The organism is Streptomyces sp. NPDC047981, assembly GCF_040653315.1.
GTDB lineage: Bacteria > Actinomycetota > Actinomycetes > Streptomycetales > Streptomycetaceae > Streptomyces.
In genome coordinates, this window is sequence record NZ_JBEZNQ010000001.1 from 370597 (window position 1) to 391241 (window position 20645).

At 71.2% G+C, this 20645-nt stretch carries 19 protein-coding genes; 12 read left to right on the forward strand and 7 right to left on the reverse strand.

The window, feature by feature from the left end; translation table 11 throughout:
* The first annotated feature begins 48 nt into the window (after nt 1-48).
* The 7 genes from ccrA (at nt 49) to pssA (ending at nt 7840) form a co-directional block, all read left to right on the forward strand.
* Nucleotides 49-1386: a crotonyl-CoA carboxylase/reductase gene (ccrA, locus tag AB0E14_RS01700; protein ID WP_362410189.1), complete on the forward strand. Its 1338-nt coding sequence runs from the start codon at nt 49-51 to the stop codon at nt 1384-1386.
* A gap of 17 nt (nt 1387-1403) precedes the next feature.
* Nucleotides 1404-3431, forward strand: coding sequence for a protein meaA (locus tag AB0E14_RS01705; protein ID WP_362410192.1), 2028 nt, complete (start codon nt 1404-1406; stop codon nt 3429-3431).
* Nucleotides 3428-4402, forward strand: a complete 975-nt coding sequence (locus tag AB0E14_RS01710) for a CoA ester lyase (RefSeq protein WP_362410195.1) — start codon at nt 3428-3430, stop codon at nt 4400-4402. The genes AB0E14_RS01705 and AB0E14_RS01710 overlap by 4 nt, the downstream gene beginning before the upstream one ends.
* Before the next feature lie 5 nt (nt 4403-4407).
* Complete coding sequence (locus AB0E14_RS01715) at nt 4408-4932, forward strand: MaoC family dehydratase (RefSeq protein ID WP_030320137.1); 525 nt, start codon at nt 4408-4410, stop codon at nt 4930-4932.
* A gap of 2 nt (nt 4933-4934) precedes the next feature.
* The gene (locus tag AB0E14_RS01720) at nt 4935-6140 is read left to right on the forward strand and encodes an acyl-CoA dehydrogenase family protein (protein WP_362410200.1); all 1206 of its coding nucleotides are present in this window, start codon (nt 4935-4937) and stop codon (nt 6138-6140) included.
* A 169-nt stretch (nt 6141-6309) separates the two neighbouring features.
* A complete protein-coding gene (locus AB0E14_RS01725) occupies nt 6310-6966 on the forward strand; it encodes a phosphatidylserine decarboxylase (protein WP_362410203.1) in 657 nt (218 codons plus the stop codon).
* On the forward strand, nt 6959-7840 hold the full coding sequence (gene pssA, locus AB0E14_RS01730) for a CDP-diacylglycerol--serine O-phosphatidyltransferase (RefSeq protein WP_362410354.1): 882 nt from the start codon (nt 6959-6961) through the stop codon (nt 7838-7840). Before AB0E14_RS01725 ends, pssA begins: the two co-directional genes overlap by 8 nt.
* Before the next feature lie 84 nt (nt 7841-7924).
* Here pssA and AB0E14_RS01735 read toward each other — a convergent pair whose 3' ends face one another.
* From AB0E14_RS01735 to AB0E14_RS01760, 6 genes are all read right to left on the reverse strand, one after another.
* The gene (locus AB0E14_RS01735) at nt 7925-8467 is read right to left on the reverse strand and encodes a GNAT family N-acetyltransferase (protein WP_362410206.1); all 543 of its coding nucleotides are present in this window, start codon (nt 8465-8467) and stop codon (nt 7925-7927) included.
* 93 nt (nt 8468-8560) lie between these two features.
* Nucleotides 8561-9835: an ABC transporter substrate-binding protein gene (locus AB0E14_RS01740; RefSeq protein ID WP_362410209.1), complete on the reverse strand. Its 1275-nt coding sequence runs from the start codon at nt 9833-9835 to the stop codon at nt 8561-8563.
* Complete coding sequence (locus AB0E14_RS01745; protein ID WP_362410212.1) at nt 9832-10941, reverse strand: branched-chain amino acid ABC transporter permease; 1110 nt, start codon at nt 10939-10941, stop codon at nt 9832-9834. The genes AB0E14_RS01740 and AB0E14_RS01745 overlap by 4 nt, the downstream gene beginning before the upstream one ends.
* A complete protein-coding gene (locus AB0E14_RS01750; RefSeq protein WP_362410215.1) occupies nt 10934-11824 on the reverse strand; it encodes a branched-chain amino acid ABC transporter permease in 891 nt (296 codons plus the stop codon). The genes AB0E14_RS01745 and AB0E14_RS01750 overlap by 8 nt, the downstream gene beginning before the upstream one ends.
* Nucleotides 11821-12648 (reverse strand): ABC transporter ATP-binding protein, encoded by an 828-nt coding sequence (locus AB0E14_RS01755; RefSeq protein ID WP_362410218.1) that lies wholly within the window; start codon nt 12646-12648, stop codon nt 11821-11823. The genes AB0E14_RS01750 and AB0E14_RS01755 overlap by 4 nt, the downstream gene beginning before the upstream one ends.
* Complete coding sequence (locus tag AB0E14_RS01760; protein ID WP_362410220.1) at nt 12645-13463, reverse strand: ABC transporter ATP-binding protein; 819 nt, start codon at nt 13461-13463, stop codon at nt 12645-12647. The genes AB0E14_RS01755 and AB0E14_RS01760 overlap by 4 nt, the downstream gene beginning before the upstream one ends.
* Nucleotides 13464-13642: 179 nt before the next feature.
* Between AB0E14_RS01760 and AB0E14_RS01765 the strand changes: the two genes are divergently transcribed.
* Complete coding sequence (locus tag AB0E14_RS01765) at nt 13643-14854, forward strand: helix-turn-helix domain-containing protein (RefSeq protein WP_362410223.1); 1212 nt, start codon at nt 13643-13645, stop codon at nt 14852-14854.
* Nucleotides 14855-14896: 42 nt separating this feature from the next.
* Here AB0E14_RS01765 and AB0E14_RS01770 read toward each other — a convergent pair whose 3' ends face one another.
* Nucleotides 14897-16051 (reverse strand): glycerate kinase, encoded by a 1155-nt coding sequence (locus AB0E14_RS01770; protein ID WP_362410226.1) that lies wholly within the window; start codon nt 16049-16051, stop codon nt 14897-14899.
* Nucleotides 16052-16163: 112 nt separating this feature from the next.
* Here AB0E14_RS01770 and AB0E14_RS01775 point away from each other — a divergent pair, with 112 nt between their 5' ends.
* From AB0E14_RS01775 to AB0E14_RS01790, 4 genes are all read left to right on the forward strand, one after another.
* Nucleotides 16164-17846 carry a BCCT family transporter gene (locus tag AB0E14_RS01775; RefSeq protein ID WP_362410229.1) on the forward strand — a complete coding sequence of 561 codons (1683 nt, stop codon included), beginning with the start codon at nt 16164-16166 and terminating at the stop codon, nt 17844-17846.
* 236 nt (nt 17847-18082) lie between these two features.
* On the forward strand, nt 18083-18946 hold the full coding sequence (locus AB0E14_RS01780; protein WP_362410232.1) for an alpha/beta hydrolase: 864 nt from the start codon (nt 18083-18085) through the stop codon (nt 18944-18946).
* Between the two features lie 127 nt (nt 18947-19073).
* Nucleotides 19074-20147: an ADP-ribosylglycohydrolase family protein gene (locus tag AB0E14_RS01785; protein WP_362410235.1), complete on the forward strand. Its 1074-nt coding sequence runs from the start codon at nt 19074-19076 to the stop codon at nt 20145-20147.
* On the forward strand, nt 20144-20635 hold the full coding sequence (locus tag AB0E14_RS01790; protein ID WP_362410238.1) for an NUDIX hydrolase: 492 nt from the start codon (nt 20144-20146) through the stop codon (nt 20633-20635). The genes AB0E14_RS01785 and AB0E14_RS01790 overlap by 4 nt, the downstream gene beginning before the upstream one ends.
* Nucleotides 20636-20645 lie beyond the last annotated feature (10 nt).

Sequence of the window (20645 nt, forward strand, 5' to 3'; positions counted from 1 at the left end):
CCACCGCTGTAACTCCCCTGACGTTCACCGCACCGCCGGAGGCACCCCGTGAAGGACATCCTGGACGCGATCCAGTCCCCGGACTCCACGTCCTCGGACTTCGCCAACATCAAGCTCCCCGAGTCGTACCGAGCCGTGACCGTCCACAAGGACGAGGTCGAGATCTTCGCCGGTCTCGAGAGCCGCGAGAAGGACCCGCGCAAGTCGCTCCACCTGGACGACGTGCCGCTCCCCGAGCTCGGCCCGGGCGAGGCCCTGGTCGCCGTCATGGCCAGCTCCGTGAACTACAACTCGGTCTGGACCTCGATCTTCGAGCCGGTGTCCACGTTCGGCTTCCTGGAGCGCTACGGCCGCCTGAGCGAGCTGAGCAAGCGCCACGACCTGCCGTACCACATCATCGGCTCCGACCTCGCGGGCGTCGTGCTGCGCACCGGCCCGGGCGTGAACTCCTGGAAGCCGGGCGACGAGGTCGTCGCGCACTGCCTCTCGGTCGAGCTGGAGTCCTCGGACGGCCACAACGACACGATGCTCGACCCCGAGCAGCGCATCTGGGGCTTCGAGACCAACTTCGGCGGCCTGGCGGAGATCGCCCTCGTCAAGTCCAACCAGCTGATGCCGAAGCCGGACCACCTGAGCTGGGAGGAGGCCGCCTCCCCCGGCCTGGTCAACTCCACCGCGTACCGCCAGCTGGTCTCCCGCAACGGCGCCGGCATGAAGCAGGGCGACAACGTCCTGATCTGGGGCGCGAGCGGCGGACTCGGCTCGTACGCCACCCAGTTCGCGCTGGCCGGCGGCGCCAACCCGATCTGTGTCGTCTCCTCCCCGGAGAAGGCCGCGATCTGCCGCTCCATGGGCGCGGAGGCGGTCATCGACCGCAACGCCGAGGGCTACAAGTTCTGGAAGGACGAGCAGACCCAGGACCCCAAGGAGTGGAAGCGCTTCGGCAAGCGCATCCGCGAGCTGACCGGCGGCGAGGACATCGACATCGTCTTCGAGCACCCGGGCCGCGAGACCTTCGGCGCCAGCGTCTACGTCACCCGCAAGGGCGGCACCATCACCACCTGCGCCTCGACCTCGGGCTACATGCACGAGTACGACAACCGCTACCTGTGGATGTCGCTCAAGCGCATCATCGGCTCGCACTTCGCCAACTACCGCGAGGCCTGGGAGGCCAACCGGCTGATCGCGAAGGGCAAGATCCACCCGACGCTCTCCAAGGTCTACTCCCTGGAGGAGACCGGCCAGGCCGCCTACGACGTGCACCGCAACCTGCACCAGGGCAAGGTCGGCGTCCTCGCGCTCGCCCCCGAGGAGGGCCTCGGCGTCCGGAACCCGGAGATGCGCGCGAAGCACATCGACGCCATCAACCGCTTCCGCAACATCTGAGAGAGCGGGACACGTCCATGACAGAGCGTCAGAAGGACCGGCCGTGGCTCATGCGGACCTACGCCGGTCACTCGACCGCCGAGGCGTCCAACGAGCTGTACCGCCGCAACCTCGCCAAGGGTCAGACCGGCCTCTCGGTCGCGTTCGACCTGCCCACGCAGACCGGCTACGACCCCGACCACATCCTCGCCCGCGGCGAGGTCGGCCGGGTCGGGGTCCCGGTCTCGCACCTCGGTGACATGCGCCGGCTGTTCCAGGACATCCCCCTGGAGCAGATGAACACCTCGATGACCATCAACGCCACGGCGATGTGGCTCCTGGCGCTCTACCAGGTGGTCGCCGAGGAGCAGGGCGCGGACGTCACCAAGCTCCAGGGCACCACCCAGAACGACATCGTGAAGGAGTACCTGTCGCGCGGGACGCACGTCTTCCCGCCCGGCCCCTCGCTCCGTCTCACGACGGACATGATCACCTACACGGTGAACCACATCCCGAAGTGGAACCCGATCAACATCTGCAGCTACCACCTGCAGGAGGCGGGGGCCACTCCGGTCCAGGAGATCTCGTACGCGATGTCCACCGCGATCGCGGTGCTCGACGCGGTCCGGGACTCCGGTCAGGTCCCGGCCGAACGCTTCGGCGAAGTGGTCGCCCGCATCTCGTTCTTCGTGAACGCGGGCGTCCGCTTCATCGAGGAGATGTGCAAGATGCGCGCCTTCGGCCGCATCTGGGACAAGGTCACCCGCGAGCGGTACGGCATCGAGGACGCCAAGCAGCGCAGGTTCCGCTACGGCGTCCAGGTCAACTCGCTCGGCCTGACCGAGGCACAGCCGGAGAACAACGTCCAGCGGATCGTCCTGGAGATGCTGGCCGTCACCCTCTCCAAGGACGCCCGCGCGCGTGCCGTCCAGCTGCCCGCCTGGAACGAGGCGCTCGGCCTGCCGCGCCCCTGGGACCAGCAGTGGTCGCTCCGCATCCAGCAGGTGCTCGCCCACGAGTCCGACCTGCTGGAGTACGAGGACATCTTCGCCGGCTCGCACGTCATCGAGGGCAAGGTCGACGCCCTGGTCACGGAGTGCCTCGCGGAGATCGACCGGATCCAGGAGATGGGCGGCGCGATGGCCGCCGTCGAGTCCGGCTACCTGAAGTCGCAGCTGGTCTCCTCGCACGCCGAGCGGCGGGCGAGGATCGAGGCCGGCGACGAGAAGATCGTCGGCGTCAACATCTTCCAGTCGACCGAGGAGAACCCGCTCACCGCGGACCTCGACACGGCCATCATGTCGGTCGACCCGGCGAACGAGGCCAGGGTCGTCGCCTCGCTCGCGAACTGGCGCGACACCCGCTACCAGCCCCCGTTCAACCACCCGCGCCCCTGCAAGGCCCTTGAGCGCCTCAAGGAGGCCGCGCGGGGCACCGCGAACCTCATGGAGGCCACGCTCGAGTGCGCCCGCGCCGGGGTCACCACCGGCGAGTGGGCCGGGGCCCTGCGCGAGGTGTTCGGCGAGTACCGCGCCCCCACCGGCGTCTCCTCCGCCCCCGTGGCGGTGACGGCCGAGGAGGGCACCCCGCTCGCCCTCGTCCGGGAGAAGGTGGCGAAGACCGCCGCCGAGCTGGGCTCCGGGCGGCTGCGGCTCCTGGTCGGCAAGCCGGGCCTGGACGGACACTCCAACGGGGCCGAGCAGATCGCCGTCCGCGCCCGTGACGCCGGCTTCGAGGTCGTCTACCAGGGGATCCGGCTGACGCCCGAGCAGATCGTCAACGCGGCCCTCGCGGAGGACGTGCACTGCGTGGGCCTGTCGATCCTCTCCGGCTCCCACGCCGAGCTGGTCCCCGACGTCCTGGACCGCCTCCGGGAGGCCGGCGCCCACGACGTCCCGGTCATCGTCGGCGGGATCATCCCGAACGCCGACGCCGCCGAACTGAAGCGGGCGGGAGTGGCCGCCGTCTTCACCCCGAAGGACTTCGGCATCACCGAGATCATCGGCCGTATCGTCGACGAGATCCGGAAAGCGAACAAGCTCGACCCCCTGGAGGTCCCCGCATGACCAGCCCCGCTTCCCCCGTGAACCGGCTGCGCCCCCGCCGTTCCTGCCTGGCGGTCCCCGGCTCCAACCCGCGCTTCCTGGAGAAGGCCCAGGGGCTCGCCGCCGACCAGGTCTTCCTCGACCTCGAGGACGCCTGCGCGCCGCTCGCCAAGCCCGAGGCCCGGCACACCATCGTCAAGTTCCTCAACGAGGGCGACTGGACCGGCAAGACGCGCGTCGTGCGGGTCAACGACTGGACCACCCACTGGACGTACCGCGACGTCGTCACCGTCGTCGAGGGCGCCGGCCAGAACCTCGACTGCATCATGCTGCCGAAGGTCCAGGACGCCCAGCAGATCGTGGCGCTCGACCTGCTGCTCACCCAGATCGAGAAGACGATGGGCTTCGAGGTCGGCAAGATCGGCATCGAGGCGCAGATCGAGAACGCCCAGGGCCTCAACAACGTCAACGCGATCGCCACGGCCTCGCAGCGCGTCGAGACCATCATCTTCGGCCCGGCCGACTTCATGGCCTCCATCAACATGAAGTCCCTGGTCGTCGGCGAGCAGCCGCCGGGCTACGACGCCGACGCCTACCACTACATCCTGATGAAGATCCTGATGGCCGCCCGCGCCAACAACCTCCAGGCGATCGACGGTCCCTACCTGCAGATCCGCAACCCCGAGGGCTACCAGGCGGTCGCCCGCCGCGCCGCCGCCCTCGGCTTCGACGGCAAGTGGGTGCTGCACCCGGACCAGGTCGCCGCCGCGAACGAGATCTTCTCGCCCTCGCAGGAGGACTACGACCACGCCGAGCTGATCCTCGACGCGTACGACTACTACACCTCCGAGGCCGGCGGGAAGAAGGGCTCGGCCATGCTCGGCGACGAGATGATCGACGAGGCCTCCCGCAAGATGGCCCTGGTCATCTCGGGCAAGGGCCGCGCCGCCGGCATGCAGCGCACCAGCAAGTTCGAGATCCCGGAGGCCTGAGTCCGATGCAGTTCGGCCGTACCTACGAAGAGTTCGAAGTCGGCGCCGTCTACAAGCACTGGCCCGGGAAGACGGTCACCGAGTACGACGACCACCTCTTCTGTCTGCTGACGATGAACCACCATCCGCTGCACATGGATGTGAACTACGCCGAGAACACGACGGACTTCGGGAAGAACGTCGTCGTCGGCAACTACATCTACTCACTGCTGCTCGGCATGTCCGTGCCGGACGTCTCGGGCAAGGCGATCGCCAACCTGGAGATCGAGTCGCTGCGCCACGTGGCCCCGACCTTCCACGGCGACACCATCTACGGCGAGACCACGGTCCTCGACAAGACCCCGTCGAAGTCGAAGAACGACCGCGGGATCGTGTACGTGGAGACCAAGGGCTACAAGCAGGACGGCACGCTCGTGTGCGTCTTCCGCCGCAAGGTGATGGTGCCCACCGAGACGTACATCAAGGAGCGCGGCGGCGAGCAGCCCGGCCGCCCCGAGCTCATCGAGCCCGCGAAGAAGACGGAGAAGTAGCCATGGCCCGACTCGCCCAGACCGCCGGGCTCACGGACGTCCAGCAGGAGATCCTCAAGACCGTCCGGGAGTTCGTCGACAAGGAGATCATCCCGGTCGCCACCGAGCTGGAGCACCGCGACGAGTACCCGCAGCAGATCGTGGACGGGCTGAAGGAGCTCGGCCTCTTCGGTCTGATGATCCCCGAGGAGTACGGGGGCCTGGGCGAGTCGCTGCTCACCTACGCGCTCTGCGTGGAGGAGATCGCCCGTGGCTGGATGTCGGTCTCCGGCATCATCAACACCCACTTCATCGTGGCGTACATGCTCAAGCAGCACGGCACCCAGGAGCAGAAGGACTACTTCCTGCCCCGGATGGCGGCCGGCGAGACGCGTGGCGCGTTCTCGATGTCGGAGCCGGGCCTCGGCTCGGATGTGTCGGCCATCACGTCGAAGGCGGTCAAGGACGGCGACGAGTACGTCCTCAACGGCCAGAAGATGTGGCTGACGAACGGCGGAACGTCAACGCTGGTCGCCGTTCTCGTCCGAAGTGACGAAGGACACCCCGAGGGGACCGCGCCCCACAAGTCGATGACGACCTTCCTCGTCGAGAAGGAGGCCGGCTTCGGAGAGGTCCGCCCCGGCCTCACCATCCCGGGGAAGATCGACAAGATGGGTTACAAGGGCGTCGACACGACCGAACTCATCATGGACGGACTGCGCATTCCGGCCAATCGGGTCCTCGGCGGGGTCACCGGCCGAGGGTTTTACCAAATGATGGACGGCGTGGAGGTCGGCCGCGTCAATGTCGCGGCCCGTGGCTGCGGCGTCGCGCAGCGTGCTTTCGAACTGGGCGTCTCGTATGCCCAGCAACGTCACACTTTCGGCAAGGCGATCGCCCAGCACCAGGCGATTCAGTTCAAGCTGGCCGAGATGGCTACCAAGGTCGAGGCCGCTCATGCCATGATGGTGAACGCAGCACGCAAAAAGGACTCCGGGGAACGAAACGACCTCGAAGCAGGGATGGCGAAGTACCTCGCCTCCGAATACTGCAAGGAAGTCGTCGAGGACGCCTTCCGTATCCATGGCGGGTACGGGTTCTCGAAGGAGTACGAGATCGAGCGTCTCTACCGGGAGGCGCCGATGCTGCTCATCGGTGAAGGTACCGCCGAGATCCAGAAAATGATCATCGGTCGTCGGCTGCTCGAGGAGTACCGGTTCCAGGGTTGATTGTCGCCTTTGAGTCGGTTCGGCCGCGAAGAAGATCACACCCCGTGTTCGTCTTCCGGCCGCCGACTCGGCTGCTGGCTTACCCAGTTGCGGCCCGCAACCGATAGCATCGTTTGAAAGCCGCCGTCCCCCGTTGCCAGTGCGGCATCATCCGCTACGAAGGTCATCCATGCCCCACAGCCAAACCTCTGCACCTCGCGACAGCCTCGCCGGCGTACGCATCGCACGCGGAGCATCGCCGTGGCTTCTGCCGACCGTCGCCACCGCGGCGCTGAGCCTCGCGCGTGCGCGCAAGTCCCGGCGTGCCGCGGCCATCGCCGTGCCCACCACCGCTCTGGCGGCGGGCATGCTGTGGTTCTTCCGCGACCCCGAGCGCGAGATCGCTCAGGGCCGGGTCATCTCCCCCGCCGACGGTGTGGTGCAGAGCATCATGCCGTGGAAGGACGGACGCACCCGGGTCGCCATCTTCATGAGCCCGCTGAACGTCCACGTCAACCGCGCGCCGCTGGCCGGCACGGTGACGTCCGTGGAGCACGTCCCCGGCGGGTTCGTCCCGGCGTTCAACAAGGAGAGCGAGAACAACGAGCGCGTTGTCTGGCACTTCGACACCGAGCTCGGTGACATCGAGATGGTGCAGATCGCCGGTGCCGTCGCCCGGCGCATCGTGCCGTACATCCCCCAGGGGACGAAGGTCGAGCAGGGCGAGCGCATCGGTCTGATCCGCTTCGGGTCGCGCGTTGACATCTACCTTCCGGAAGGTGTCGACGTCGCCGTCGAGGTCGGTCAGACCACGACCGCGGGGGTGACTCGCATTGACCGTGATTGATCCCGACACCCGGGCCGCCGACTGGGCCGCCGACGCGGACGCGGAGGAGGCCGAGGAGTCGGAGGAGATGCCGCTGTCGCTGAGGCTGTCCATAGCGGACGCCCTCACCCTCGGTAACGCCACGTGTGGATTCATGGCGGTGTACTTCACCACCACCGGCATCCTCATCCCGCACCTCACGGGCAGCGCGGAGACCGGCATGGCGCGCAACAGCGCCGCCACCGCCGTGATCCTCATGCTCGCGGCGGCGATCTTCGACCTCTTCGACGGCATCGTGGCCCGCAAGCTGCGTTCGTCGCCGATGGGCGCCGAGCTCGACAACCTGTCGGACCTGATCAGCTTCGGTCTGGCCCCGGCCTACTTCGTCCTCGTGTACGGCATGGTCGCGGTCCCGGACGGCGCGCAGCAGAAGGTCTCGGCCGTGGCCGCGGTCGCGGTGCTGCTCGCGGTCGTGCTGAGGCTCGCGAGATTCTCGTGCGTGACGATGAAGGACGGCATGTTCCAGGGCATGCCGAGCCCCTTCGGCGCGCTGACGGTCGTCTCGATCGTGCTTCTGGAGCTGCCGTTCGTCCCGACGCTGCTCGCGATCATCGGGGTCGCCTGGCTGATGGTGAGCCGGGTCGAGTACCCGAAGCCGCGGGGCGTCCTCGCGGTGGCGATGCTCAGCTGGATCGTGGGCGCGATGGGCATGCTGGCGGCCTGGGCGTTCGACGCCCCGGGCGGGCAGCTGCTGCTCCAGACCGGCTGCGCGCTGCAGGTGGTGCTGGGCGCCGTGATCCCCCTCTTCGCGACCGCCCGGCGAGTGAACACCTTCCGTGGCAACCGCCGCGAGAGCCGCGAGGCCCGCGAGGCGGAGGCCGCGCAGGTGCGGTAGGCGGAACGCCTCATGTGTACGACGAAGGGCCCGGAGACCTGGTCTCCGGGCCCTTCGTCGTGTCCGCTTCAGATCGTGTCCGCTTCAGGGGAGGCGCTTGTAGTAGAGCGTGGTGGGGCGCAGGGTGCCCGTGGGGTCGGCGGCGAAGTCCGGGATCGTGCCGGCCGGGGTCCAGCCGGCCTTGCGGTAGAGCCGCTCGGCGGGGCTGTCGGTCTGGGTGTCCAGGACCAGGAGCGTGAGGCCCTGGTGGGCCGCGTGGGCCTCCGCCGCGGCGAGCAGGGCCGCCCCCAGGCCCTGGCCGCGGGCGGCGCGGTGGACGATCAGCCGGGCGATCTCGCCGCGGTGGCGGCCGTTCGGCTTGTCGGTACGGACGAGGGTGACCGCCCCGAGGACCTCGCCGTCCGGGCCGTGGGCCGCCCAGACGTCCCGTACGCCCCGCTCCGCCTCGTCGGCGGCCTCCTGCCACCAGCGGGCCGCCTCGGTGGGCTCCAGGGGCGCGAGGAAGCCCAGGGAGGCCCCGCCGTCCACCGCGTCGACGAGGAGGGCGGCGAGGCCGTCGGCGGCGTGGGCGCGGATCCGGGCGGGGTCCAGGAGGTCGACGGTGGTCGCGGAGGTGTGTGCGGTCATGGGCCTGAGCCTCACACGGCCCTGTTTCGCGGAGATGACACGCCGGAGCCCCGCCGCGCGGGGAGCGCGGCGGGGCGAGCCGTACGGCGGGGGTCAGCCGGCCTTGGGGGTGAACTCCTTCGCGGCGTCGGAGATGAACGGCTCACGGACCGTGCGCATGCCGCCGGGGACGGTCTTGTCGGGCTGGATGATGACCGACTCGCGGGAGGACGGGGCCTTCGGGTCGCTGAAGTCGTGCGTCATGCCGAAGCCGAGGTCGACGTCCTTCAGGGTCAGCAGCGCCTTGTCGACGCCCTCGCGGGTCAGGTCCTTGGAGGCGCAGGCCTTCTTCAGGGCCTCGCCGAAGACACTGGCGGCCGTCCACCCGGCGACGATGCCGTTGTCGAGACTGTCGCTCGGGTACGCGGCCTTGTAGTCGGCGACGAGCTTCTTCGCCGCCGCGGTGTCCGCGCCGATCGGCAGGCTCGGCGAGGCGAACCAGTACATCTTCTCCAGCGCGGGCCCCGCCTGGGTGCCGAGCAGCTGCGGGGCGAACGCCGAGTTGTTGCCGATGACCGGCACGGTGAGCTTCGTCGCCGCCGCGACGCCGACCAGGGAGGCGGCCTGGCGGGGGCCCGCGCTGATCACGATGGCCTTGACGCCGGCCTGCTTGAGCGCCGCGACCTGCGCCGACATGTCGTTGTCCGTCGGCTTGATCTTCTGCTCGACGACGGTGAGGCCCGCCTTCTCGGCCGCGTACTTCGAGCCCGCGAGGGCGTTCTCGCCGTAGTCGCCCTCGAAGTAGACGTGCCCGATCTTGTCGCCCGCCTTCAGGCCCTTCTCCTTCACCAGGAAGTCGACGGCGTTGATCGTCTCGATGTCGTACGTGGAGCCCAGGACGCGGATGTACGGGGAGCCGAGCAGCGAGGCCGACCAGGCCTGGGGCAGCACGAGCCCCTTGTCCTGGCCGTCGACGCGCTGCTTGACCGCCGCGACGAACGGGGAGCCGATGAACTGGGCGTAGCCGACCACCTTCGGCTCCAGCTCGGTGTAGGCGGAGAGCGCCTTCTGCGGGTCGTAGCCGTGGTCGCGGACCGTCAGCTCCAGCTGCCGGCCGCAGATCCCGCCGGCCGCGTTGACCTGCTTGACGTACAGCTGCTGGGCCTGGGTGACGCTCTTGCCGAGGGTGGCGTACACGCCGGTCATGTCGGTGAGCGCGCCGAGCGTGATGGTCGTGTCGGTGACGCCCGTGCCGGACTTCACCCCGCCGGCGCCGGTGCCCTTGTCCTCGCCGGTCTTGGCCTTGGAGCTGCAGCCGGCGGCGGTCAGGGCGACGAGGGTGGCGAGCGCGACGGCCAGGGTTCTGGACGTCAGGCGACGGTGGGTCATCGTTCCTCCCCAGAGGAGTGCGAGGTCGAGGGTCGGGTGGATCGCTTGGGCTTCCGGGCGGCCAGCCGGACCAGGCCTCCGGGCAGGAAGAGCACCACCGCGACGACGGCGGCGCCGTAGAGGTAGCGGGCGGCCTCCCCCGGTGCGATCCCGCCCGTCCCGGGGGCGGAGACCAGGGGCAGCGCGTCGCTGTACCGGTTGAGGAGCTGCGGCAGCAGGGAGACGAAGACGCCTCCGACCACCGCGCCGGCGACCGAGCCGAGACCGCCGATGACGATCATGGCCAGGTATTCGAGGGAGAGCAGCATGCCGAAGTACTCCGGCACGGTCCGCTGGAAGACCAGCGCGAGGAGCACGCCCGCCAGACCCGCGTACATGGACGACAGGACGAAGACGGCGGCGCGGTAGCGGGCCACGGGGATGCCCATGACGCCCGCCGCGATCCGGTGGTCCCGGATGGCGTTCATGGCGCGGCCGGGGCGGCCGCGCAGGACCCCGCGGGCGAACAGGGCGCCCGCGAGGAGGAGGACGAGCCCGAGGTACCAGAGCTTCTCGGCGGAGCCGAACGGCACCTGGGCGACGAGCAGCTCGGTGTCGTCGAAGGTGATCCCGAAGAGGCTGAGCGGGGGCACCGCGCGGCCGTTGAAGCCGCCGGTGAGGTCGTGGGCGTTGAAGAGGACGTGCTGGCCGATGAAGATCAGCGCGAGGGTGGCGATGCCGAGGTAGGCGCCGCGCAGCCGGCCGGCGATCGGGCTGAACACGCCGCCCGCAAGGCCCGCGAGGACGACGGCGAGGACCGCGGCGAGCCAGCCCGGCAGGCCGAGCCCGGTGAGCCCGTCCGCGCCGTCGCCCGCGAAGGCGCAGTAGCCGTAGGCGCCGACGGCGAGGAAGAAGGCGTGGCCCATGGAGAGCTGGCCGGTGGCGCCGGTCAGCAGGTTGATGCCGATGGCGCCGATCGCGGCGGCCATGGCGAAGAGCCCGGCCTGGAGCCAGAAGCGGTCCAGGTAGAAGGGGAAGGCGACGAGGACGAGCCCCGCGGCGGCCCAGCCGTAGACGCGCGGCCGGGCGAGCGTGGCGAAGGAGCGGGGTGCGAGGGTCTCAGACACGGGCCAGCTCCTTCGTGCCGAAGAGTCCGGCCGGGCGGATCAGGAGCACGGCGACCATCACCAGGTACGGGGCGAGGTCGCCGATGCCCCGGCCGAGGAAGGTCAGGTCGCCCTGGTAGCCGGTGGCGAGGGACTCGGTGACGCCGACCAGGAGGCCGCCGACGAGGGCGCCGGTGGTGGAGTCGAGGCCGCCGAGGATGGCGGCGGGGAAGGCCTTCATCGCGGCGAAGGAGGTGGAACGCTCCAGGCCGGGGGTGGGGAAGACGGTGAGGAAGAGGGCGGCGACGGCCGCGAGTCCGCCGGCCACCGCCCAGGCGCCGAGCGAGACCCGGCCGAGCCGGATGCCCATCAGGGCGGCGGTCTCCTGGTTCTCGGCGGCGGCGCGCATGGCGACGCCCCAGGAGGTGTACCGGAAGGCCAGCAGGAAGGCGGTGATGAGCAGGGCGGCGGCCAGGAAGGCCGCGATACGGGTCTGCGCGAGGGTGACCGGGCCGAAGGTGACGACGGCGTCGCCCCACGGGTCGCCGAGCGACAGGATGTCCGTACCGATGCGGCGGGTCAGCTCGGTGGCGAGCAGGATGTCGACGCCGATGGTGACGATGGCGAGGACGCTATGGTCGGAGCCCCGGTACCGGCGCATCACGAGGAACTCGACCGCCGCGCCGACGGCCGCCGCTCCCCCGATGCCGACGGCGAGCGCGGGCCAGAAGCCGAGATCGTCGTGGAGGACGGCGGTGAAGTAGCCGCCGGCGAGGAGCAGCGAGGCATGGGCGAAGTTGACGACCTCGGTGGCGCGGAAGATCACCACGAAGCCGAGGGCGATGAGGGCGTAGATCGAGCCCAACGAGACGCCGTTGAGCAGGAGTTCGGCGAAGGTGGTCACTCGGCGGTCTCCTCTCCGAGATAGGCGCGGACGACCGCCGGGTCGTTCTGTACGTCGCCGGGGGCGCCGTCGGCGATCCGGCGGCCGAAGTCGAGGACGGTGACGGCGTCGGCGAGCCGCATCACCACTCCCATGTCGTGCTCGACGAGGACGATGGAGATCCCGAGGCTGTCGCGGACGCCGGCGATCACGGCGGCGGTACGGCGCCGCTCGTCGGCGGTCATCCCGGCGACGGGCTCGTCGAGGAGGAGCAGCCTGGGCTCCATGCAGAGGGCCCGGGCGAGTTCGGCCAGCTTCTGCTGCCCGTACGGGAGCGACCCCGCGGGCTGCGCGAGCTGCTTCTCCAGGCCGACGAAGGCGGCGATCTCGCGGACCCTGGCCCGGTGCCTGGCGTCCTCGCGGGCGGCGGAGGGCAGCCGGAGCCCGGCGGCGAGGAAGCCGGTCCGGGTGAGCCGGTGCCGGCCGAGCATCAGGCTGTCCTCGACGGTGGCGCGGGGCGGCAGCGCGAGGTTCTGGAAGATGCGGGCGACGCCGAGCTCGGCGATCTTGTGCGGGGGCAGGTCGGTCAGCTCGTGCCCGCCGAAGCGGACACTGCCGGAGGTCGCCCTGTAGACCCCGGAGAGCACGTTGAAGCAGGTGGACTTGCCGGCGCCGTTGGGGCCGATGACGGCGTGGACGGTGCCGGGGCGGACGGTGAAGGAGACGGCGTCGAGGGCGGTCAGCCCGGCGAACCGGACAGTGACGTCGCGGACGTCGAGTGCGGGCACGTCGAGGGCGGTCGGCCCGTCGGAGGGCGCCGGGCGCCCGGGGGCGGTCGGGGTCATCGGGCGGCCTCCCAGCGGGAGAGGACCGGGTGGACGGTGGCGGCGGTCGCCGCGTCGGCGGCGGCGTCCTCGTCCACGACGCCCAGGTAGCGGCGGCGGACCTCGTCGGACGCGGCGAGTTCGGCGGCCGGTCCCGACAGGGTGACCTCGCCGACCTCCAGGACGTACGCCCGGGTGGCGAGCCGCAGCGCGAGCGCCGCGTTCTGCTCGACGAGGAGCACGGCGGTGCCCTGGGCGTTGATCTCGCGGATCGTGTCGGCGATCCGGGCGGCCATCAGCGGGGCGAGGCCCAGGGAGGGCTCGTCCAGGAGCAGCAGCTTCGGCGAGGCCATCAGGGCCCGGCCGACGGCGAGCATCTGCTGTTCGCCGCCGGACAGGAGCCCGGCGCGCTGGTGGGCGCGTTCGGCGAGGACGGGGAAGAGTTCGTGGACCCGCTTGAGCGCGGCGGCCCTTCCCGCGCGGTCGTCGCGGGCGCCGAGCGCCCCGGCGCGCAGGTTGTCCTCGACGGTCATCCGTGCGAAGACCTGCCGCCCTTCCGGCACCTGGGAGACCCCGGCGGCGACGACCCGGTCGGGGGCGAGCCCGCCGATCGGCCGGCCGCCGAAGGTCACGGTGCCGGATGTGACGGCTCCGCCGTGGAACGACAGTGTGCGCGAGACGGCTCGCAGCAGCGTGGACTTGCCCGCTCCGTTGCCGCCGAGGACGGTGACGACTCCGCCCTCCGGCACGGTGAGCGACACCTGCCTCAGCGCGCGTACCGGTCCGTATCCCGCCGACAGGTCCGCGACCTCGAGGGCGAGTGCGGTCCCTCCCATGGCTCCCCTTCCGTGGCCCGTTCAGTGGCGCTCACCCCAGCACCGCGGTGCCCGTCCGTCCACGTGCGGCGGCCGAAACGCTGCCGGTGACCAGCGGGCGCGGCGGTGGGTTGTGCACGCGCACAACACCGCGTGTCAGGGGCCTGTCGGGAAGGGGGCGCGGGTGGCATCCTCCGGGCATGGGACGGCGCAGACCGCGGACCGGCGACGACTGGAAGCTGCTGGCGGAGGCGTGCACGGCGCTTCTGGAACGGCTGCCGGAGCTGGTGGAGGAGCATCTGAGGGAGTTGCACGAGTACGAGCCGGCGTACGGCCGGATCGTGCCGTACGACCAGCACTGGCACGAGGCCCACGAGGCCCTGCGGATCGGGATCGAGATGATCTCGGCGCGCCGGGACACGCCCCGGCGGGACCTGGCGCACGCGGACGAGCTGGGGCGGCGGCGCGCGGAGCAGGGCATGCCGCTGGAGCTGGTCGTGCACGCCTACCGGCACGCCGGGCAGCTGGTGTGGGACGCGCTGATCGAGGACGCGTCGGCGTTTCCGCCCAGGCTCGCGGCGCTGACCCAGTCGGCGACGATCATCTGGTCGGCGGTGGACGCGCAGGCGGACACGGCGTCGGAGGCGTACCGGGCGACGGAGCTGGAGCTGCGGCGCCGGACGGACGAGCAGCTCCAGGCGCTCCTGGACGCGCTGCTCCAGGGGCAGCGCTCGCCGGAGGTCACGTCCCGGGCGGCGGCGGGCCTGGACCTGCCGGAGCACGGGCGGTACGCGGTGGTGGTGCTGCGGCACGACCGCCGGGAGGTTCCGGAGCCGTTCCACCGGCGGCTTCAGGGGGCCGGGGTGCGGTTCCTGTGGCGGATGGGCGCGGACTGCGAGATCGGGGTGGTGTCGCTGGCCGAGGGCACGGGCCTGGACGCGCTGTCGGAGCTTCTGCAGGGGCGGTGCCCGGGTCCGGGCGGGATCAGCCCGGTGGTGACGGGCCTGGCCGAGCTGGGCCGGGCGCGGCGGCTCGCGGAGCTGGCGCTGCGGACGAGTCCGCCGGACTCGCGGCAGATCGTCCGGCTCGACCGCAGGATGGCGGGCGCGCTGGTGGTGGGGCAGCCGGAGCTGGCGGGCCTGCTGGTGGCGGACGTCCTGGGGACGCTGCTCGAACTGGACCCCGCGGACCGGGCGGTCCTCCTTGAGACGCTGGACGTCTGGCTGGACTGCGAGGGCTCGGCGGGGCGGGCGGCGTCGCGTCTGTACTGCCACCGGAACACGGTCTTCAACCGCCTGCGCCGCCTGGAGCAGCTGACGTCGAGGTCCTTGTCCCGCCCGCGGGACCTCACGGAGATGACCCTGGCACTCGATGCGTTCCGCCTGACGGGGGCGGGTGCGGGCGTGGCGTGACGGCCGGGCGGGCACGGGGCGTGGCCCCGTGCCCGGTGGAGGCTACGCCAGGTAGTCGGCGGCGATCGTCGCCGCGACCTCTTCCAGGAGCGGGCCCGCGTTCGGGATGGACTTGGCCGGGTCGGGTTCCAGGGCCGAGAGGGGGTAGGCGCGGCGGATGCCGGCCTCCGTCAGGGCCTCCTGGGTGAGGGCGAGCCGGCCGCAGACCGCCACGACGGGCTTGCCCGCCGCCCTGGCCGCAGCCGCCACGCCCGCGGGGGCCTTGCCGTGCAGGGTCTGCTCGTCCAGCGAGCCCTCGCCGGTGATGACAAGGGTGGCGCGGTCGAGGGCGGGGGCGAAGCCGAGGACGTCCAGCATCAGCTCGATGCCGGGGCGGAAGCTCGCGTCGAGGCCGACCAGCGCCCCGTACCCGATGCCGCCCGCGCCGCCCGCGCCCGGCGCGACCGCGCACTCGGCGGCCTTGGGGCCGATCGCCTTCTCCAGGACGGTCACGAAGTGCGCGAGCGCCGCGTCGAGTGTCTCGACGTCCTCGGGCGTGGCGCCCTTCTGGGGGCCGTAGACGGCGGGCGCGCCCTTGGGGCCCGTCAGGGGGTTGTCGACATCGCTCGCCAGGATCAGGTCCACGGCGGCGAAGCGCGGGTCGAGGCCGGACAGGTCCGCGGTCGCGAGCGCCGCCAGCGCCGCTCCGCCCGGTCCCACCCGCTCGCCCGCCGCGTCCAGGAAGACCGCGCCGAGCGCGGCCAGCATCCCGGCGCCGCCGTCCGTCGTGGCGCTGCCGCCGACGCCGAAGACGATCGTCGTGGCGCCCGCGTCCAGGGCGGCGCGCAGCAGCTCGCCGGAGCCGTACGTCGTCGACGTCAGGGGGGCGAACACGCCCGCGGGCAGCAGCTGGAGGCCCGAGGCCTCCGCCATCTCCACCACGGCCGTCGTCCCGCGCAGCGCGAACGCCGCCGTCACGGGGTCGCCGACCGGCCCGGTCACCCGTACCTCGTGGCGTTCGAAACCGGCCGCCACCGCGGCCGCGACCGTACCGTCGCCGCCGTCCGCAACCGGCAGGGTCTCCACTTCCAGCTCCGGGACGACCCGTCGCAGACCTGCTGTGACCCGCTCCGCGACCTGAACGGCCGTGAGCGAGCCCTTGAACTTGTCGGCCGCGACGAGTACGCGTGCGACCTCAGTTACTGCTCCGTCCGTCACCTTGCATCCCTTGCTTTCGAACGTGCAGTCGCGCCGAGGCCGACCCTATCCGCACCCCCAGACGGCGTGCCACCCCCTGATAAGGCGATATTCCACACCATAGTGGGCGCATATGAGCACGGAATCGGATCCGATCGATCAAAAGTCCACCGGCCCCGCCCCTGATCAGGCGGTCATCGGCATCGGTGTGGCGGCCGTCGTCGCGATGGTGGCCTGGGCAGCCCTCGGCAAGGATTCCTTCGACAGCGCCTCCACGTCCGCCCTCGGCTGGGTCCTGAACAACTTCGCCTGGCTCTTCGTCATCGCCGCCGACACCTTCCTGGTCCTGTGCGTGGTGATCGCGCTGAGCCGTTACGGACGGATCCGGCTCGGGGCGGACGACTCCGAGCCGGAGTTCACCAACCTCGCGTGGATCGCGATGATGTTCAGCGCGGGCATGGGCATCGGTCTGATGTTCTACGGGGTCGCGGAGCCGCTCCAGCACTACCTGTCCCCGCCGCCGGCGAGCGGCGCGGAGCCGGGCACCGGCACGGCCGCCCTCAACGCCATGGAGTACTCGTTCTTCCACTGGACGCTCACGCCGTGGGCCATCTACGGCATCGCCGGCCTCGCGCTGGCCTACGCGGGCTTCCGCAAGGGCCGGGGCTCCCGGCTGAGCTCCGCGTTCGTCCCGCTGATCGGGGCCCGTCGGGCGGCGGCGTGGCAGGGCCGGGCGATCGACCTGCTCGCCGTCTTCGCGACGGTCTTCGGCACGGCGACCAGCCTCGGCGTGGGCGCGCTCCAGGTCTCCAAGGGCCTCGACCTGACCATGGGCGTCGAGGACTCGACGGCGACGCAGCTGATCATCATCGCCTCGCTCTCCGCGGCCTTCGTCCTGTCGGCCTTCTCAGGACTGCACAAGGGCGTGAAGTGGCTGTCGACGATCAACATCGTGCTCGCCACCTGCCTGATGCTCTTCGTCTTCGTCCTCGGCCCGACGGTCTACATCCTGGACTCCATCCCGGCCTCCCTCGGCGGCTACCTGGACGAGCTGCTGCCGATGGCGACCCGCACGGGCGCCTTCACGGACCCCTCGTGGCTGGGCGCCTGGACGATCTTCTACTGGGCGTGGTGGCTGTCCTGGGCGCCGTTCGTCGGCACGTTCATCGCCCGGATCTCGCACGGCCGCACGATCCGGGAGTTCCTCATCGGGGTGCTGCTCGTGCCGAGCGGGGCGACGGTCGTCTGGTTCTGCGTGATGGGCGGGACGGCGATCCGTCTCGACTCGACCGGCGCTGCGGACCTCGCGGGCGCGGTCAAGGACGGGGCGGAGGCCTCGCTCTTCGCGATGCTGGACGCCCTGCCGATCGGCACGGTGACGTCGGTGATCGCGATGATCCTGGTCATGACCTACTTCGTCACCAGCGCGGACTCGGCGTCGCTGGTGATGGGATCGCTGACCAGCCGCGGCTCGCTGCACCCGCCGACCTGGCTCGTGGTCACCTGGGGCATCCTCATGGCGGCGGTGGCCGCCGTGCTGCTCGTCGCGGGCGGACTGAACTCGCTGCAGACGGCGACGATCCTGGTGGCGCTGCCGTTCGTGATCGTGATGCTGGGGCTGTGCTGGGCCCTCCTGAAGGAGCTGCGCGAGGACCCGGGCGCGGGACCGGCGCGCCACCACGCGCTGCACGGCGTGCGGGACGCGGTGCGGGCGATGGTCGGCGAGGCGATGACGGAGCAGGGCGCCGGACGCCACCACCGCCTGCGCCGCGCGGCGAAGTCCCGCAGCGACACGGACGAGGAGCCGGGCGTCTAGTGCTCCGGCAGGAGCCGAGGGGCTCGTACTCCGGCAGGAGCCGAGCGGCGCCGGGGGCCGTCGGCGAAAGGGCGGTGCGGGGTACGGAGTCGGCTGTTACGGTGCCTCGCATGTCCTCTGTCATCCACAACTGGAACGCCCTGCGCATCCGGTCGACGCGCTGACCGTGGTGTCGGCCGTCGCCGACACCGGGTCCCGCGTCCACCGTTCACCTCACGATGACGAGGATCTTCACCATGCGCGCAGACTCGCGCCCGCTTTTCGTATGCGTTCACGGCGGCTCCAGCAACGCCCGGGCCTGGGGCCCGTTGCAGAACGAGCTGGCCCTGCTCGGCCACCGTTCGTACGCCGTCGACCTGCCCGGTCACGGCGACCTCGCCGACTTCCCGGCCGCCTACTATCAGCAGCCCCAGGACCTGGCGGCGCTCGCCGCGGCCCCGTCCCCGCTGCGCGGTGTCACGCCGGCGGACAACGTCCGCCATGTGGTGGGCGTCGTGCGCCGGCTCGCCGTGTCGGGACCGGTCGTCCTGGTCGGCAACAGCCTCGGCGGGCTGACGATCAGCGCTGTGGCCAACGCCGTACCGGACCTGCTCGACCGGGTGGTCTATCTCTCCGCCCTCTGCCTCGCCGATCCGGCCATGCTCACCGAGGCCTGGGATGTCGTCGACGACAACCTGCTGGACGCCGCGGTGGCTCGCATCGCCGTGCCGCGCACAGGCGATCCGGGAGTGGTCCGGCTCAACTGGCGGGCCGCCCACGCCGATCCGGAGGTGTTCGCCGCGTTGAAGGCCGCCATCATGGCCGACTCGACCGACCACCAGTTCGGGCTGCTGCTCGACTCCCTGGACCCGGACGAGACCTACGCGGCGATGGAGCCGGGAGCCTTGGTCCGGGCCGAGACGTGGGGGCGGGTGCCGCACACCTACGTCCGGCTCTCCGACGACCGGAGCCTTCCCCCGGCGGTCCAGGACCACATGATCCGTACAGCCGACGCGCTGACCCCGCACCATCCCTTCGACGTGCACACCCTCGCGGCCTCCCACGTCGGATACTTCAGCCGCCCGCGCCTCTTCGCGGAGCTGCTGACGAGCCTCGTCTGAGGGGCCACCCCGGGGGCGGTCTCTTCGAGGCCGCCCCACGGACGAACGACCCTGAGCGGGGGCCGCGGCGGGCGGCGGGCGGCGTGTTCGGCGGGCGCGATCGGGCCGCGTTCGGTAGACCGGACCCATGGCGTTCAAGCAGGGCGAACTCGCCGACCGCATCCTCGGAGGCTGGACGGGCCGGATCGCCGGGAACATGCTCGGCAAACCCGTCGAGCGGGGCGATCTGTGGACGCCCCGGCTCATCGACCGGTACCTGCGCCTGACGGACGCCCTGCCGCTCACCGACTACCTGCCCGCGCCGCCTCCCGACGCCCTCGCTCAGGGGTTCGAGCTGCGACCCGAGTGGCCGCAGTGCGTCCGCGGCCGGATCAGCGGGAGCTGCCGGGACGACGACATCGACTACTCGATCCTCGGCCTGCACCTCCTGGAGACCCGGGGGTTCGCGTTCACCACCGAGCAGGTGGGCGAGCACTGGCTGCTGCGGCTGCCGTACCTGCAGACGTTCACCGCCGAACGGACCGCCTACCGCAATCTCGCCAACGGTCTGAAGCCGCCGCTCACCGCCACCTACGACAACCCGCACCAGGAGTGGATCGGCGCCCTGATCCGTGCCGACGTCTACGGCTGGACCTCCCCGGGCGACCCGCGCCGCGCCGCGTCCCTCGCCCGCCGCGACGCGGTGCTGTCCCACACCGGCAACGGGGTGTACGGCGCGATGTGGGCGGCCGCGCTCATCGCCGCCGCCTTCACCGCGCCGGACGTGCGCACGGCCCTGGAGACGGCGCTCGACCGGATCCCGGCGAGCAGCCGGCTCGCGCGCACGGTCCGGCACACGATGGCGCTGCACGAGTCGAGGGTGGGGTGGTCCGACACACTCGCCGAACTCGCGGAGCGGACGGCCGGCATGGGCTGGATCCACACCGTGCCGAACGCGGCGGTCCTCACGGCCGGACTGCTGTACGGGGGTGGGGACTTCACCGCCACCCTCGCCCTGACCGTCCGGGGCGGCCTCGACACCGACTCGAACGGAGCGACGGCCGGCTCGGTGGCCGGGGTGATGTGCGGGGCGGCGGCGATCCCGCCGCAGTGGTCGGAGCCGCTGCGGGACCGCGTGCGCAGCGCGGTGTTCGGATTCGACCGCGTGCGGATCAGCGAACTGGCCGAACGGACACTGCGGCTGGCTACGCTGACGGTATGACGACGGACGACTACGCCACGTACATCGCAAGCCTGCCGCGAGTCCTCGCGGCCGCGGCCGCGCTCTTCCGGGACGGCGCGGGACGCGTCCTGGTCGTCGAGCCGAACTACCGGGAGGGCTGGACACTGCCGGGCGGCACGATCGAGTCGGACACGGGTGAGACGCCCCGGCAGGCGGCGCGCCGCGAGACGGCGGAGGAGATCGGCCTCGACCTGGAACTGGGGGCGCTGCTCGCGGTCGACTGGTCGCACCGCACGGGCCGGCCGCCGATCGTGGCGTACGTGTACGACGGCGGGGTGCTGCCCGAGGAGCGGTTCGCGGAGATCCGGCTGCAGGAGGAGGAGTTGCTCTCCTGGAAGCTGATCGAGCCGGCCGAGGCGATCGCCCATCTCCCGGGCTCGCTGGGCCGGCGGGTGGTCGCGGCCCTCGACGCGCTGGCGGACGGTGGCGGCCCGGTGGAGCTGGAGAACGGCAGCCCGGTCCGCTGAACCGACCGCC